Source organism: Micromonospora orduensis, assembly GCF_006228125.1.
GTDB classification, from domain to species: domain Bacteria; phylum Actinomycetota; class Actinomycetes; order Mycobacteriales; family Micromonosporaceae; genus Micromonospora; species Micromonospora orduensis.
On record NZ_VDFY01000162.1, the window covers coordinates 136,006 to 151,937 of the forward strand.

Here is a 15,932-nt window from a genome sequence, read left to right on the forward strand (position 1 = left end):
ATCAGATCTTCGGGTCGGCGGCGCGGGCGGCGTCGAAGCGGGCGGTGACGTCGGTCCAGTTGACCAGGTTCCACAGCCGGTCCACGTAGTCCGGGCGCACGTTGCGGTACTGCAGGTAGTAGGCGTGTTCCCAGGCGTCGAACACCAGGATCGGCGTGGAGCCCTGCCCCACGTTGCCATGGTGGTCGTAGACCTGCTCCACGATCAACCGCCGGCTGAGCGGCTCCCAGGCCAGGACGCCCCAGCCGGAGCCCTGCACGCCCTTCGTCGCCGCCGACAACTGACCGGCGAACCCGTCGAACGAGCCGAAGTGCTCGTCGATCGCCGCGGCCAACTCACCGTCGGGGCGGTCACCGCCGTCCGGGGACAGGTTGTTCCAGAAGATCGAGTGCAGCACGTGCCCGGACAGGTTGAACGTGAACGTCTTCTCCAACCCGACCAGGGTCGCGTAGTCGCCCTTGTCGCGGGCCTCGGCGAGCCGGTCGAGACCGTCGTTGGCGCCCTTGACGTACGCCGCGTGGTGCTTGTCGTGGTGCAACTCCAGGATCTCGCCGGACATCGCGGGCTCGAGTGCGCCGTAGTCGTAGGGCAGGTCGGGCAGGGTGTACACGGCCATGGGGCATGTCCTCTCAATACTGCCTCAAGTTTGCTGTTGCCATTATTTTGCAACAAGACCCCGCGCCACGAGTCGAGCCGCTCCATCCGCTCTTGCAGGTTTCAGACCTCGTCGGCCCCGTCGAGCAGCGGGCGTCCACGTGCACGACGTCGCCGACCCGCACCGCGCGCAGGAAGGCGGTCTCGTCGATGGTGGCGGTCACCGCCGGGCCGTCGGAGTGCCGGGCGGCGACCACCCCGGCGAGGGAGTCGATGAGGTTGAGGATCCGGCCGCCGTGCACCGTGCCCATCAGGTTGGTGTGGTGCTGGTCCGGAGCGCAGCGCGCGGCACGTCACCCGAGCGCGGCCTTTCACAGCCACCACACGGCGATCGATCCGGAACGCATCCAACTTCTGCCATCTGAGGAAAAAGATCGCGACCACTTGAAAAAAGCCTCGTTCCGATGAGGATATTCAGATGCGTCGTCTCCCTCAGGCTCCGGGGCGGGTGCTCTCCGGCCTCCTCGCGCTCCTGCTCGCCTCGGCGGTCACCCTGCTCGCGTCCGTTCGTCCCGCCGCGGCTCACGGGACACTCGCGATGGCCACGCCGGCGGCCGGCGCAACGGTGAGCGACCCGCTGACGTCGGTGCGGCTGTACTTCACCGAGAAGGTCGCCGCCAACGCGTACTTCACGATCACCGCCCCGGGCGGCACCCGGGTCGACAACGGCTGGACGTACGGGGAGCCAAAGCCGCTCGACAAGCCGGTGCGGGAGTACTTCCTGGTCGACGGCCAGTTCGAGCCACGCGAGTACGCGACGGGGTTCCCGGCGGTGGTGGCCCTCGCACATCTTCCCGCCACCGGCCAGTATTCGGTGAGCTACCTGTCGGTCGCCTCGGACGGTGACCCGGTGCGGGGCACGATGACGTTCCGGTACAGCGGGCGCCCGACTGCGGCACCGCAGGGATGGAGCCCGCCGACGAACCAACCGGACCCGACGCTGTTGGCCTCCACGGAGCAGCACAAGGCCTCAGGACAAGCGTCCGCGGTACCGACCACACCAGCCGAGCCGACGGCCACACCGGCGGCGGCTCCCGCGGTCGGGTCGGCTGACGACGACGGCCCGGCAGCTCTGGCCTGGACGGGCTGGGTGGTGGCGGTCATGGCCGCGATGGTGGCCTTCATCGGTTGGCGTCGCCGCCCGGCCCCGGCGGGCAGGTCCTCCGGCCGAGCCCGGACGGCGCGGTCGACCTCCAGCAAGCGCAGCGGCGCCGAGTTCCAGGCGAGCCGGACGAGCAACAGCCGGCTGGCGTTGCTCGTCGGCGGGCTGGTATTGGCTCTGCTGGCCGGGTTCGGACTGGCGCGGATCGGCGCCGCCACCGGGTCGCCGACCGGCGCCGCGCGGCAGCCAAGCGCCGGGCCGGCCGCCGCGGGGCAGGGTGTGTCCGCAGGCGACGGGCACCAACATGGGCCGGGAATCGGGCCCCACACCCATCCGGGTGATGGCGGAGGCGAGACGCTGGCGACCGGGACGACGGTCAGCTCCGGCGGGTACACCCTGCAACCGCTGGAGCGGTCCCAGCCGGCGGGTACGCGCACGGACTACCGGTTCCGGATCGTCGGAGCCGACCAGCAGCCGGCGACGCGCTTCGCGGTCGTACACGACAAGCCCCTGCACCTGATCGTGGTGGGCCGCGACCTGACCGGCTACCAGCATCTGCATCCGACGATGGCACCAGACGGCACCTGGAGCGTCCCGCTCACGCTGAGTCGACCGGGCGCCTACCGCATCTACACCGACTTCTCCATCACCGCGACCAACGGAACCCCGATACCCCTCGTCCTGGGCGTCGACCACAACGTGCCAGGCGCACACACCCCGACCCCGCTGCCGGCGCCGCAGGCACAGGCGGTGGCCGGGCCGTACGCGGTGGCGATGAACGGCACCCCGGCGGTGGGGGTGACGGTGCCGATGCGGTTCCGGATCAACCGCGCCGACCCCGTGGACGTCCAACCGGAGCGGTACCTGGGCGCGTACGGGCACCTCGTCGTCGTCCGCGAGGGCGACCTCGGTTACGTACACGTCCACCCCGAACAGGAACTGGTCGACGGGACGGTCCAGTTCTGGCTGACCACCCCAAGTCCGGGTCGATACCGGGCCTTTTTCGACTTCCAGGTCGGCGGCAAGGTGCACACCGCCGAGTACACGATCAACCTGCCCTAGCGGAGGCTCCAGCCGCTGCGGCGACGGCACCGAACCCCCGGCCAGGCGAGGGCGCGCACGACACCACGCCCTCGCCGGATGCTGCTGCTTCCGGTCAATGACCGCTCCTTGACGTCCCCGAGGCGCCGCGCCAGAACCTCCCCGGCACCACGCGCGTGACGGCCGTTACCCGCCGGCCTGGAACTTTGGCCCCGGGGCGTCCGACCAACAAAGCGGCAGCAACCATCGGAGGAACAATTCATGCGCACCACCAGCCCTTTCGGATCGCGCCGACGCTCGGCCGTCGTCCTCGCCGCCGCCGCTGCGCTCGCGGCCACCGGCGCTGCGGGGTGCGGCTCGTCGAACTCGTCGTCGACCACGCAACCGACCGCGTCAGCGTCGGCCAGTGCCACCACCGGCGTGATCACGATCCGCGATCCGTGGGTGAAGGCAGCCGACAGGGGGATGACCGCGGCCTTCGGCACCCTGGTCAACGACCGCGACACCGATGTCACGCTGACCAGCGCCGCGACCTCCGTGTCTCCGATGGAACTGCACGAGATGACCATGAAGGACGGCAAGATGGTCATGCAGGCCAAGCAGGGCGGCATCGTGATCAAGGCGAAGAGCACGCACGCGTTGGAGCCCGGCGGTGACCACCTGATGTTGATGGATGTCAAGCAGCCCGTGCGGGCCGGTGAGGAGTTGACCTTCACCCTGACCTTCGCCGACGGCAGCACCCAGCAGTTCACCGCCGTCGCGAAGCCGTTCACCGGCGCGCAGGAGAGCTACGCCCCCGGGCACGGGGAACCCATGCCCGGCATGAGTGCCACGCCGGAGATGAGCATGAGCCCGGCACCGTGACCGACACACCGCCCGTAAGGCCGGTGAGCAGGCGTCGTCTGATCACCGGCGGAGCCCTGGCCGCCGGCGGAGCCCTCGCCGGCGGCGCCGCGGTGGCCGCGACCCGTAGCGGCGGGAACGGGCAACGTCCGGCCACCGACATGACGCCGGCGGCGAACGTCGGTCGCCTGGTCGAGCCGTTCCACGGCGCCCGGCAGGCCGGCGTGGCCACCGAACCGCAGGCGCACGCGTCGTTCGTCGCCTTCACCCTGCGCCCCGGCACCGACCGGGCCGCGCTGGGTCGGATGCTGCGGCTGCTCACCGACGACGCGGCCCGGCTCACCCAGGGCCGACCCGCGCTGGCCGACACCGAGGCCGAACTCGGGCTGCTGCCGGCACGGCTGACCGTGACCTTCGGTTTCGGCCCCGGGCTGTACCGGGCGGCCGGGGTCGACGACCGTCGGCCGGCATCCGTGGCCGAGCTGCCGGCGTTCCGCATCGACCGGCTTCAGCCTGCCTGGTCCGGCGGCGACCTGCTGCTGCAGATCTGCGCGGACGACGCGATCACCGTCGTCCACGCCCAACGGGTCCTGATCAAGGACAGCCGGCCGTTCGCCACCGTCCGGTGGGTGCAGCAGGGCTTCCGGCGCAGCCCCGGTGTCGAGCCGGACGGCCACACCCAACGCAACCTGTTCGGTCAGCTCGACGGCACCGCCAATCCGCGGCCGGGGACGCCACTGGACACGGCCCTCTGGGTGCCGGACGGCCCGGCCTGGCTGCGTGACAGCACCACCCTCGTCGTCCGGCGCATCAGCATGAACCTGGAGACCTGGGACCTGCTCGGCCGCACCGACCGCGAACTCGCCGTTGGCCGTCGCCTCGACACCGGCGCCCCGCTCACCGGCACCGCCGAACACGACGAGCCTGACTTCGCCGCCACCGGCCCGGACGGTCTCACCGTCATCCCCGACTTCTCCCACCTGACCCGCGCCCACGTCACCGAAGATCGGCTGAGGATTCTGCGCCGGCCCTACAACTACGACGGGGTGCCGACGGCGGAGGGTCATGCGGACAGCGGGCTGATCTTCACGTCGTACCAGGCGGACATCGCCCGGCAGTACCTGCCCATCCAGCGCCGGCTGGCCGAGCGGGACCTGCTCAACGAGTGGACCACGCCGATCGGCTCCGCCGTCTTCGCCATTCCACCCGGTTGTCAGCCGGGAGGATGGGTCGGTGAGCAGGTGCTTGGATGAACTGCGCCAACCGGAGCTTCGCCATGACCGTACCGCCGTACCGCCCCACCACCGTCCGGCTCGGCGCGGCGATTCTCGCCGTCCTCGTGGCGCTGCTCATCCCGGCCGGCCCGGCCTGGGCGCACAACACGCTGCGGTCGGCGGCACCGGTCCAGGAGTCGACCCTGTCCAGCGCGCCCACCGAGATCGTGCTCGAATTCGTCGAACGGCTCGACCCCACGTTCACCACCATCGTGCTCACCGACGCCGCCAAGCGGAAGATACCCACAGGCGACCCAGTGGTCGGCGGGGCGAAGGGGTCGGTCCAGGTGACCGAGGCGCTGCCCAACGGCACCTACACCGTCGCCTACCGGGTCGTCTCCACCGACGGTCACCCGGTCCAGGGGTCGTACCCGTTCACGGTGGCCGACCCCAATTCCAGCGCCGCGCCGATCGTCAGCACGACGACCGACGCGCCGTCCGCCGCCGCCTCGGTGCAGGACGACGACGGCCCCGGTGCCGGCGTCCTGGTCGCCGGCGGCGCGCTGGCCGTCCTCGTCGTGGTGGTTGGCGGGCTGCTCTGGCGGCGCAAGGCCCGTCGCTGACCGGACCGCTCGCCGACGAACGCTGAGCCGGCGGTCCGCCCGTCTGGCGGGAACCATCGGGACTTCCTGCCCGACTACGTAGTCGGGCAGGAGCTGACGCGACAGCACAACGGGCGACCACGCACACACGGGAGCGACCCTCGGGCAGCTCCCGACTATCCCGATCGGATCACCATGTCTCTCACCGAGTTGTCCGGCACTGCGCCGCCGGAACCCTCCCCGACTGCCGACACACCCGCCCGACCCGCTCGACGCGTGTCGCCGTTCGGCGCGCTACTGCTCCGGCTGCACTTCTACGCCGGCGTTCTCGTGGCGCCGTTCCTCGTGGTCGCCGCTCTGACCGGCCTCGCCTACACAGTGACACCGCAACTGGACCAGGTCCTCTACGGCGACCAGTTGACAGTCGCGCAGGTGGGTGACCGTCCGCTGCCGCTGGCCGACCAGATCGGAGCCGCGCGCAACGCGCACCCCGACGGAAGCATCGCCACCGTGCAGCCCGGCGACGGCGACCAGAGCACCCGGGTGACGTTCTCCCTGCCGGAACTCGGGGAGAAGCAGCACACCGTCTACGTCGACCCGTACACCGCGCAGGTCAAGGGACAACTGACCACCTGGTTCGGCTCCACCCCGGCCACCACCTGGCTTGACGACCTGCACCGCAACCTGCACCTGGGCGTGGTGGGCCGGCACTACTCCGAACTGGCCGCCAGCTGGTTGTGGGTGCTCGCGCTCGGCGGTGTCATTCTCTGGTGGCGCCGCCGCAGCGCCTCCCGCGCCAGCGCCCGGCACCTGCTCGTGCCGGACCTGTCCACCGGCGGGGGCGTCCGCCGCACCCGGGGATGGCACGCCACCATCGGCACCTGGCTCGCCGTCGGCCTGCTGTTCCTCTCGGCCACGGGGCTGACCTGGTCCCGCTACGCCGGGGCGAACTTCGGCGCCGGCCTGGACGCACTCAGTGCTCGCACGCCGGTGATCTCCACCAGCCTCACCGCCGACCCCGCCGCGCCGACCGGGACCGACAGCGGCCACGATCACGGCGACTCCGGGCCGGGTGGGCTGGTCGAGTCCGCCGCCTTCGACCGTGTCACGGCTGCCGCACGTGAGGCCGGTCTCACCGGGCCGGTCGAGATCGCCCCGGCGGCAGAGCCGGGCTCTGCCTGGACCGTCACCCAGGTCGACAACACCTGGCCGGTCGCCAAGGACCGCGTCGCCGTCGACCCGACCGGCGGTACGATCACCGCCCGCAGCGACTTCGCCGACTGGCCCCTGCTGGCCAAACTCAGCGGCCTCGGCATCCAGGCCCACATGGGGATCCTCTTCGGCCCGATCAACCAGATCCTGCTCGCCGCGCTCGCCCTCGGGCTGCTCTGCGTCATCGTCTGGGGTTACCGCATGTGGTGGCAGCGCCGCCCGACCCGCGCCGACCGACGTGCCCTCGCCGGAACCCCGCCGCCGCGTGGAGGCGTCCGCGGTCTGCCGCTCTGGGCACTGCTGATCGGCGTACCGGTGACCGTGGCGATCGGCTGGGCACTGCCCCTGTTCGGGGTCACCCTGCTCGCCTTCCTCATCATCGACGTCGTCGCCGGAGCGGTGTCGCGTCGTCGACGCCCGGCCTCCGCCCCCACCTCCCCCGCACCGATCGCAGGCTGACGCACCACCACGGATCGGGGCCGGCCTGCGCCCGGGGGTCGGCGGGTTGCTCCCGTCGACCCCCCGGGCAAGGTCACCGTCCGTACAGCTCGAATTCGTAGAGCGAGAACCCGTACGAGGTTGCCCGCTTGACCCCGTACACCCGCACGTACCGGGCGGCGACCGGGGCGAAGGTGGCGTTGTCGACGCCGCCGTTGCCGGTGGTGGTGGTGAACACCGGCGTCCAGGAGCTGCCGTCACCGGAGACCTCGATCCGGTACGAGGTGCCGTACGCGGATTCCCAGCGCAGCACCGCCCGGCTCACCGTGCGGGCCGCGCCGAGATCGACCCGGAGCCACTGGTTGTCGTTGTAGCTGCTGGCCCACCGGCTGCCCAGGCTGCCGTCGACCGCCTTGTCCGGGGTGTAGCTGGTCAGGAACTGGGTGCTCGACGCGCTGGCCGGGCGGCCCTGGGCCAGGTTGGTGACGTCGTCGCCCCGGCGTGCCGGGAACGAGACGACCTGCTGGTAGGTGGGGCGGTTCTGCCAGGCGATGAGCGGGTGGGTGATGCCGCCGAGGCCGGACTGGGCGATCGAGTCGGCGCACCACTGGTCGCCGGCCCCGCAGGACTTGTCGCCCGGGTAGGCCGTGGTGGCCGGCACGGCGGCGGCCTGGCCGAGCGTGTCGGTCAGGGACTGCCGGCACGCGCCGAGGTTGCCGTTGCCGCAGTACGCGCGCCCCAGGCCACCGGCGACGGGGTCGCCGAGCACGGTGCGCAGGTCCTTGTCGACGTAGCCCCACCAGCCGTACTGGAACGACGATCCCTTGTGGGCCTGGCCCTGGAGCGCCCAGCTCACGGCGCCGTCGCGCCCGCCGTTCTGGCCGCCCGACGGCGCCTCGTTGACCTCGATGGCGTCGACAAGCGCGGCGTAGAGGTCCGGCCCGAGCCCGGGGCGGAACTCCGCCGAGGCCAGCAGCGGCCACCAGGCGTCGAAGATCCGGATGGCGTCGGCGTGCTGGTAGACCTTCGAGCCGGGTGCGGTCTCCACCCGCCGGGCGCCGGCCTGCTGCCAGGCCCGCAGCTTGCCGATCGCGTCGGCAAGCGCCGGGTCGGTGACCGGTGCGCTGTCCAGCACCCGCAGCAGCTCGCCGAGGACCTGCTGGCCGCGCAGGTCGGTCACCGCCGCGTCCGCCATGATCTTGACGACGTCGACGCGGCCGAGCTTGCGCTGGGCGATCGCGGCGCGCACCGGGCCGTCGAGCAGCTGACCCCGGTGTACGGAGCCGAAGCTGAAGTTGCCGTCGGCCGCCCCGAAGTCCCGTGCCTGCTTGTTGTTCCAGCTCACGTAGTAGTCCTGGTTCACCGACTGCGGATGCGCCGACGCCGGGGCGTACGTGGCGTCGTTGGTGTCCGGATTCCAGCCGACCCACTCGTACGCCGGTTCGGCCTTCGCCGGCAGGTTCGGGTCGGCGGTGGCCGGCCGGACCGGGTTCGAGCCGGAGTTGAAGTACGCCGCCTCGGTCGAGTTGACGTAGAACCAGTTGAACGCGTACCCGACGCTGGACGCGGACGCCTGGAACGCCGCCGCGCTGCCCATCGCCGACGGGTCGTTGAAGGTCTGGAAGCCGATCGCCGAGTCGGCCTCGTGCCGGTAGGTCGAGCGCAGCTTGGTGAACGCGGTCGGCTGCCCGTTCACCAGACCGCGGTAGGACACCAGCCCGTACTTGGTGCGCAGCGCCCGCAGCGTGTACGAACCGGCAGGGGTGGAGTCGGCAAGCGTCGGCGACCAGGAGTTGCGCTGCTCCAGCGCCTCCATGGCGAGGCACTGCCCGTGGTAGAGGTAGCGGTTGGACCGCAGCGTCGGGGCGCTGCCGTCGGTGGTGCACAGCGGCACCGCGTACGTGTCGGTGAGGTCCTGGGAGGCCGAGGTCGCGCTCCACGCGTAGTCCTGGCCCCGACCGAGCAGCACGTAGAGGTTCAGCCCGGCGAACGCGGCGCCGCGCGCGCTGATGCCCGGCCCCTGCAACTCCTGGAGCATCAGCAGCTGCGGCGCGAAGTAGCCGGTCTGCGGGCCGAACACGGCGACCGGATTACCGGTGGTGGTGTGCCGCCCGGAGACCACCACCGCGTTGGACATGCCGTGCGCGCGCAGGTTGGACAGGCCGCCGACCAGCCCCTGGGTCGCGGTGCTGGCGCCGGTGCGGGAGGCGGCCCCGCCGGTCTGGTCGTAGGCGAGGGGCTCGGCGACCACCGAGCCGGCGTCGGGGAGCACCGCGCTGGTCGCGCCCGGCGGCGTCGCCCCGTACGGGAAGCTCTGCCCGTCGTGCAGGGTGAGCACGGTCTCCGGGTCGTTCTGCGACCGGAACGCCTGCCAGACCCGGTCGCCCTCGGCGGTGCCGTACTTGGCCCGGGCGGCGACCCGGACCAGCGCGGACTGGATCTCGCTGCCGCCGCCTCCACCGAACAGCCCGCCGATCACCCCGGCGGTGGCGATGAGGTCGGTCATGGTGAAGTGCGTCGGCTTGCCGGCGCCGGCGAGCACGTACTCACCCGGGTAGTTGTCGTCGGCGATCGACTTGTCGATGTAGGCGTTGATGCCGGCGATGTAGTCGACCACGTCGGTGTAGAGCTGCTGACCCCGGGCGCCCTTGGTGCGTAGCGCGTCCACCTGGGCCTGGAGGTCCGCCTCGGTGTAGGGCGAGTTGGCCCAGACGCTCTGCTCCAGCTCCCGGTTGCCGGGGGCGCCGCCGGCGAACGAGGTGACGTTGCCGCGGCCGACGTGCCGCAGCAGGTCCATCACCCAGAGCCGGTCCTGGGCGCCGGCGTAGCCGGCGCCGAACATGGTGCCGCCGCGGGTGGTGCCGGTGATGTGCGGGACGCCGGTGGCCTTGTCCCGCACGATGGTGACGTCCGCGCGCGGCGAGACGGTGCTCTCCACCTGCGCGGCCGGGACGCCGAACGAGGCGTCGTTGTAGAAGTGCGCGATCTGTTCGTCGGTCAGCCCGGCGTAGTTGTAGACCAGGTTCGCGTACTCGTCGAGCTGGTCGCTGGAGTGCGCCGGGCGGGTGCCGAGCGCCTGGTGGGCCAGGATGGCGACAAGCGTGGCGTTGCCGTTCTGCCCGGGGGGCAGGATGTCGGCGCACTGGCCGAGGCAGTAGTCGTTGGCGGCGAACGTGCTGGCGGCCAGCGCCGGTGACGGCGGGACGACGGTCAGGACGCTCGCGGTCAGGGCGGCGGCGGTGAGCGCCGCGAGCCGGGTTCGGAGAGCGGGACGGGGCATGGCGAACCTCCGGGGACGCGGAGTCGGGCCGTTCGGTACGCCCGGCTTCCGGTGCCCACGTCTCGCCCTCCGCGCCCGGGCGCTCCTACCCGGAGGTGAGAATGACTCATATCTATCTCCGGGCAATGATCGACGTAGGACCGCCATCGGGGATAGCCGTCGTTCACCAGGCGCCAATGCCGACGTTTCGCCGTATTCCGCCTTCGGGCCTCCACGGTGGAGCGGCGTGAGTGGCCCGGCGCGATCGCGGCTCGGTGTGGCTCGTTGCGCACCTCGGCATCGCCGTACCGGTGGATCCGGAGGTAGTCCGGCACCTGGAGAACGGACGGACGATCGAGGCTGTTCGCGCCTACCGCAGACAGACTGGCGCGGGCCTGGTCGAGGCGAAGCAGGCGGTGGACCGCATCGTCGGCGGCTCCAGCTCGAGCGGTATCGCCACGTTCGTTCGCCAGGTCAGAGCAGTCGGTTCCCCCGGCACGTCGGGCGGGGGTTTCACCGGCTTCCGCTCTCGGGTAGCAAATGGCTCATGAACCGCAATCTCGTGAAGGGCCTGCAGGTCGCGTGGGGCCTGCCGGAGTTCCGCAGCGGGGTGCGCCACCTCGTCGATCTCGACGAGGTGGCGGTGCTGCTGGCCACGCTGTCCGTTGCGGATCACGACCGCGAGGTCGAGCGCAGCCTGTTGAGCCTGCTGCGGTCCGGCCTGGACACGATCGAGATCCGGGAAGCGGTGTTGCTGCTGCTGGAACAGGACGAGGTGCGCCGGCGGCTCGTCGCGGCCGTGGTGGAGCCGCTCGCGGACCGACCACGCCTGGCCGCCGCCGTCGCCTCGGCGGCCGAGGATCCTGCGGTGCGGCATGAGGTACGGGCGGTGCTGGACAGCGCCACGGTGCGCGAGCTGATCTGGCAGGCGGTCGACAACCAGATGAGCGACAACCGGGTCGGCCTGATCCGCCGGGCGGCGGTGCTGTTCGTCCGGCACCCGAGCGTCCGCCGCCTTGCGTGGGCGGCGCGTCGGCACGGAGTGTTGCGCGAACTACGCCGCAAGCAGAGCCTCGATGACCTCGCCGCCGACGGTGCTCCAGTTCCGCTCCAACGCGGAGCAGAGTGACGCACCGATTGCCGAGCAGCCGCCGTGCCTTGGGCAACGAGCGATTCGCGGCAGATCCCGGATGTCGGCGGTGGCCGGCGGCGACGGCAGGGCCCAAACGATCAACCGCTACAAGATCGGCAGGACGGGCCCTGAGCGTAACCCGCATCCTCCTCAGCCCTGGAGGTCGCGCCGCCGATAACCCAGGACACCGGCCACGCCCATGGCGACGCCCAGCGTGATCATGATCAGCGTGCTGGTCCAGTCGACCGCGGTCAGCGGGACCGGTTCCAGGTGGGCGAACGGCGAGAGTTCGCGAAGCCAGGCGGGTGCGCCGGCGCTGTCGGCGATCACCAGGAGCAGGAACCCGCCGGTCGCGGGCAGCGATCCAGCAAGGGCCGCCGCCCGCGGCGCCCAACCGGCGGCGAGAGTGGCCGCGCCGAGACTGAGCAGCACGACCGGCAGCGTGTTCCAGGCCCCACCCAATGCTGCCAGCCAGGTGAGATCACCTCCGGTCGCGGTGATGCCCGCCCAGACGGCGAGCCCGGCAATACTCACCAGGGCCATCGCACCTCCGGCCGTGGCAGCGATCTCAGCGGCGAGCAGCCGGATCCGGGTGACCGGTTGAGCAGTCAGCAGCGTGAGATGTCGGCTGTTCTCGGCCGCGACGAAGGCGGACACGCGGACCGTCGTGAACCCGCCGACGGGCAACGCCAGCAGCGCGAACAGGGTCGCGGCGAACCCCTCGACCGCACCGAGCGCGGTGAACCCGGCTCGCGCCGCCTCCTCGGCGAGGGCCGGATTGTCGGTCAAGAGCTCGGTGACCGACACCGTGGTGAAGCCGATGAGCAGGTAGTAGGCGCCAATGCCCAGAGCCCAGCCGGTCAGGGGCCGCAGCATGCGCCGCACCGCAAACGCACCCACGCCGGACAGCAGCAGCAGCCGTGGGCGGCGACCGCCAGCGACCCCGGCCAGACCGCCGCGGACATCACGGCGGCCAGCAGCGGCAATCGTGGCGCCGGCCAGCAGCACCGCCGCGGCCAGCAGAATCAGCAGCGGCAGGACCCGGTTCCGCGCGTACGGTTCGCTGAGTGCGAGCAGCCCGAACGGTGACAGCCAGCGCAGCCACCCAAGTCCGGTGAGGCCGTCGCCGATCATGCGCGTCAGCAGGGCGGTACCGAGCACTGCCACGGCGGTTCCGGTCGCGGCCGCCCGGGCCGGGAACACCTGCGCGGCCAGCCCGGCGACGGCGACGAAGAACAACCCGAGCACGCCGATACCGGCGCCGTGCACGGCGGCGCCGGCCGGGTCGGTACCGGCCAGCAGCAACACCACGGCCACGGCGACGCCTGTGGCGACCGGGACGATCACGATGGCGGCCAGATGGCGGACCACCACCTCTCGCAGCGTTGCCCGCCCCGCCAGCAGCACGTCCCACCGGCCGGCGTCCTCCTCACCCCGGGTGATGCGGGTGGTTGCCAGGATCGCCCAGGCGGCGAGCAGAACAGCGAGAAAGGTGCCGACCCGCCACACTGTGAATCCGCCAGCCTGATCGAGTGCGATCGGCTCGCCGAACAGGGTCCGGATGGCGGGGTTGGCGGCGAGGGTGGCAATGCTGCCCGCCGCGGCGGGATCCGCCATGACGCTGGTGTACGTGCTTGCGACGAGCGCCGGCATGGAAGCGACGAGCGCCAGCACGATCAGGCCGCTGCGGCGTAGCTGGCGCACTGCCAGCCTGGTGACGGCCCTGCCTGGGTCGGCCGGCACGCTGAGTCCGATGGCGGACGCGACGGTCCTGGTGCTCATCGGGTGCTCTTTGCGGCGCCGTAGTAGTCGAGGAAGATCTCCTCGAGGTTCGGTTCGCGGATTGCCAACGCGGTGACCTCGGCGGCGGCGAGCGCCCGCAACGCCGGTGCCGGCGGCCCGATGAGCGAGAACCGTAGTCGCCCGGGGCTGACCTGCTCGACCGTGTCGACGCCAGGGACCAGCTCAAGACCTGGCGGGGGCGCCCCCACGTACGACACGGTCACCTCGGCACGGTGCAGACCCCGCAGCTGTTCGATGGTTGCGATCTCGACGAGCCGGCCGGCCCGCAGGATCGCGACACGGTCACAGACCGCCTCGACCTCGGCCAGCTGGTGCGAGCTGAGAAACACGGTCTGTCCACGGTCACGGGCTTCGGCGACAGCGATACGGAACTCTCGTTCCATCAGCGGATCGAGGCCGCTGGTGGGCTCGTCCAGCACCAACAGCGGCGCTCGGGTCGCGAACGCCGCGACGAGGGCGACCTTCTGTCGGTTTCCCGTCGAGTAGGCACGGGCCGGTCTGCTGGTGTCGAGCGCGAACCGTTGCACCAGTTCATCGCGGTATGCCAGATCGACGCCCGGCCCGGTACACGCCAGCAGGCGCAGGATCTCCGCGCCGGTCAGCTGCGGCCACAACGCCACATCGGCTGGTACGTACGCCAGCGACCGATGCGCTCGGGCGGCATCCGCCGCGTCGCTGTCGAACACCCAGGCACGCCCTGCCGTGGGACGGACCTGTCCCAGCAGCAGGCGGATGGTGGTGGACTTGCCCGCGCCGTTGGGACCGAGAAACCCGAACACCTCGCCAGCGGGAACCTCGAGACACAGATCGTCGAGAGCCGTGAAACGGCCGTACCGTTTGGTCAGATTGATGGCACGCAACGCGAGATCGTTCATGGCGGAAGTCCTCACCGGCCGACACGGATTTGACCGCCGACCAGACTTCCCGGCACACCAGAGCCCCACCGTACTCCCGCATTCACCCGCCGGGAAGCCGTCGCGTGGACACTCAGGACGGCTCAGGAAGCTCAGCGATGGTTGATCCTGTTGCCCGCCGAATCTCCAGTCGCGCATTGGTGAGCGGCGGCACGCCTGGGCCGGCGCCTGTCGAGGAGGCGAGGGCCACGCCAGCGGCCCTCACCGCTCCCCGGATCCGGTAGCGGCGGTTCATCCAGCACCTGCCGCAGCATCGACCACGCCCTCGTGAATACGTCGACCAGCGTCCCGATCTGATCCGTAACAGGCCCGAAACTACCGGTTGAAAATCCTGGAATTTTCTGTCAGCCTGAGAGCCATCGATCAGTGTGAACGTTAACAAGATCCCTTCAGTGGAGGCGCCCCACGCGACCGTCAGGCCCACCCACCCGCCAGGTGACCACGTCCACCACCGGAAGAACCCAGCGCCCGCAACCGCTCCTCGACGGGCGACCGGACCCACTCGCCGCATCCCTTCACCCGCTGGCCAGGCAGCCCGAGACGACTCGTGTGCCCCGGCCCGCTCCGGGCGGACTCAGCATCGTGGCCGCCGCCATTCCAGCGGGGCCTCCCACTGGAACAGCGACAGGAATCTCCTATCCCACCACCGGAGGATCAGCATGGCTTCCCGGACCCGTCCCACCGGGCATACCCGACTACGAACACTCACTCTTTCCGGAACAGCCGCGATAATTCTGGCCCTGGTCGTGTCGCTGCTGCCCAATCTCGCCCAAGCCGCCGAGACGACCCTCGGCGCCGCCGCAGCCCAGTCTGGCCGGTACTTCGGTGCCGCCGTCGCCGCCAACAAGCTCAGCGACAGCGCCTACACGACGATCCTGAACCGCGAGTTCAACAGCGTCACTCCCGAGAACGAAATGAAGATCGACGCGACGGAGCCGCAGCAGAACAACTTCACCTTCAGCAACGCGGACCGGATCGTGAACCACGCCACCTCGCGGGGTTGGAAGGTCCGAGGCCACACCTTGGCCTGGCACTCGCAGCAGCCGGGCTGGATGCAGGGCATGGAGGGCACCACGCTGCGCAACGCGATGCTGAACCACGTCACCCGGGTGGCCACCTACTACCGGGGCAAGATCTACTCGTGGGATGTGGTGAACGAGGCGTTCGAGGACGGCAACAGCGGCGCCCGTCGTAACTCGAACCTGCAGCGCACCGGCAACGACTGGATCGAGGCGGCGTTCCGCGCCGCCGACGCGGCGGACCCGAACGCGAAGCTCTGCTACAACGACTACAACACCGACAACTGGACCTGGGCCAAGACCCAGGCCGTCTACAACATGGTGCGCGACTTCAAGTCCCGCGGGGTGCCGATCGACTGCGTCGGTTTCCAGTCGCACTTCAACGCCAACTCGCCCTACAACAGCAACTACCGCACCACGCTGTCCAGCTTCGCCGCCCTCGGCGTGGACGTGCAGATCACCGAGCTGGACATCGAGGGATCCGGCACGACGCAGGCCAACACCTTCCGCAGCGTGGTCAGCGACTGCCTTGCCGTGGCTCGCTGCAACGGGGTCACCGTATGGGGGGTGCGCGACTGCGACTCGTGGCGCTCCAGCGGCACTCCGCTGCTCTTCGAGTGCAACGGCAACAAGAAGGCCGCCTACACGGCCACCCTGGAGGCGCTGAACAGCGCCTCCAGGGTGGCCGTGTAGGCGGCC

12 protein-coding genes and 1 pseudogene are annotated in these 15,932 nt (G+C 70.7%); 8 read left to right on the plus strand and 5 right to left on the minus strand.

The features are described 5' to 3' along the window. Window position 1: 1 nt before the first annotated feature. The gene (locus tag FHG89_RS16590) at window positions 2-616 is read right to left on the minus strand and encodes a superoxide dismutase (protein ID WP_139585292.1); all 615 of its coding nucleotides are present in this window, start codon (window positions 614-616) and stop codon (window positions 2-4) included. 13 nt (window positions 617-629) lie between these two features. Next, a complete protein-coding gene (locus FHG89_RS33800; protein WP_244295529.1) occupies window positions 630-905 on the minus strand; it encodes an acyl-CoA thioesterase in 276 nt (91 codons plus the stop codon). 167 nt (window positions 906-1,072) lie between these two features. Here FHG89_RS33800 and FHG89_RS16600 point away from each other — a divergent pair, with 167 nt between their 5' ends. The 5 genes from FHG89_RS16600 to FHG89_RS16620 all read left to right on the plus strand — a co-directional run bounded on the left by FHG89_RS16600 (window position 1,073) and on the right by FHG89_RS16620 (window position 7,127). Then, complete coding sequence (locus FHG89_RS16600) at window positions 1,073-2,818, plus strand: copper resistance CopC family protein (protein ID WP_139585293.1); 1,746 nt, start codon at window positions 1,073-1,075, stop codon at window positions 2,816-2,818. A gap of 240 nt (window positions 2,819-3,058) precedes the next feature. Beyond that, window positions 3,059-3,661: a copper chaperone PCu(A)C gene (locus FHG89_RS16605; protein WP_139585294.1), complete on the plus strand. Its 603-nt coding sequence runs from the start codon at window positions 3,059-3,061 to the stop codon at window positions 3,659-3,661. A gap of 23 nt (window positions 3,662-3,684) precedes the next feature. Then, the gene (locus FHG89_RS16610) at window positions 3,685-4,893 is read left to right on the plus strand and encodes a Dyp-type peroxidase (protein ID WP_139585295.1); all 1,209 of its coding nucleotides are present in this window, start codon (window positions 3,685-3,687) and stop codon (window positions 4,891-4,893) included. A gap of 23 nt (window positions 4,894-4,916) precedes the next feature. Beyond that, window positions 4,917-5,477, plus strand: a complete 561-nt coding sequence (locus tag FHG89_RS16615) for a copper resistance CopC family protein (protein WP_139585307.1) — start codon at window positions 4,917-4,919, stop codon at window positions 5,475-5,477. A gap of 174 nt (window positions 5,478-5,651) precedes the next feature. Continuing rightward, window positions 5,652-7,127 carry a PepSY-associated TM helix domain-containing protein gene (locus tag FHG89_RS16620; RefSeq protein ID WP_139585296.1) on the plus strand — a complete coding sequence of 492 codons (1,476 nt, stop codon included), beginning with the start codon at window positions 5,652-5,654 and terminating at the stop codon, window positions 7,125-7,127. 73 nt (window positions 7,128-7,200) lie between these two features. Here the strand turns inward: FHG89_RS16620 and FHG89_RS16625 are convergent, their stop codons facing one another. Next, window positions 7,201-10,386 carry a penicillin acylase family protein gene (locus FHG89_RS16625; RefSeq protein ID WP_139585297.1) on the minus strand — a complete coding sequence of 1,062 codons (3,186 nt, stop codon included), beginning with the start codon at window positions 10,384-10,386 and terminating at the stop codon, window positions 7,201-7,203. Between the two features lie 230 nt (window positions 10,387-10,616). Between FHG89_RS16625 and FHG89_RS16630 the strand changes: the two genes are divergently transcribed. Then, window positions 10,617-10,916, plus strand: coding sequence for a hypothetical protein (locus FHG89_RS16630; RefSeq protein WP_139585298.1), 300 nt, complete (start codon window positions 10,617-10,619; stop codon window positions 10,914-10,916). Next, window positions 10,913-11,494 (plus strand): hypothetical protein, encoded by a 582-nt coding sequence (locus tag FHG89_RS16635; RefSeq protein WP_244295532.1) that lies wholly within the window; start codon window positions 10,913-10,915, stop codon window positions 11,492-11,494. The genes FHG89_RS16630 and FHG89_RS16635 overlap by 4 nt, the downstream gene beginning before the upstream one ends. Window positions 11,495-11,647: 153 nt before the next feature. On the opposite strand, the gene FHG89_RS16640 is transcribed toward FHG89_RS16635, so the two are convergent. Next, complete coding sequence (locus tag FHG89_RS16640) at window positions 11,648-13,279, minus strand: polyketide antibiotic transporter (RefSeq protein WP_139585299.1); 1,632 nt, start codon at window positions 13,277-13,279, stop codon at window positions 11,648-11,650. Then, complete coding sequence (locus FHG89_RS16645; protein ID WP_139585300.1) at window positions 13,276-14,175, minus strand: ABC transporter ATP-binding protein; 900 nt, start codon at window positions 14,173-14,175, stop codon at window positions 13,276-13,278. Before FHG89_RS16645 ends, FHG89_RS16640 begins: the two co-directional genes overlap by 4 nt. A 698-nt stretch (window positions 14,176-14,873) precedes the next feature. On the opposite strand from FHG89_RS16645, the pseudogene FHG89_RS16650 reads away from it, so the two are divergent. Continuing rightward, window positions 14,874-15,905, plus strand: a pseudogene (locus FHG89_RS16650) (glycoside hydrolase family 10 protein); the annotation flags it as partial. Window positions 15,906-15,932 lie beyond the last annotated feature (27 nt).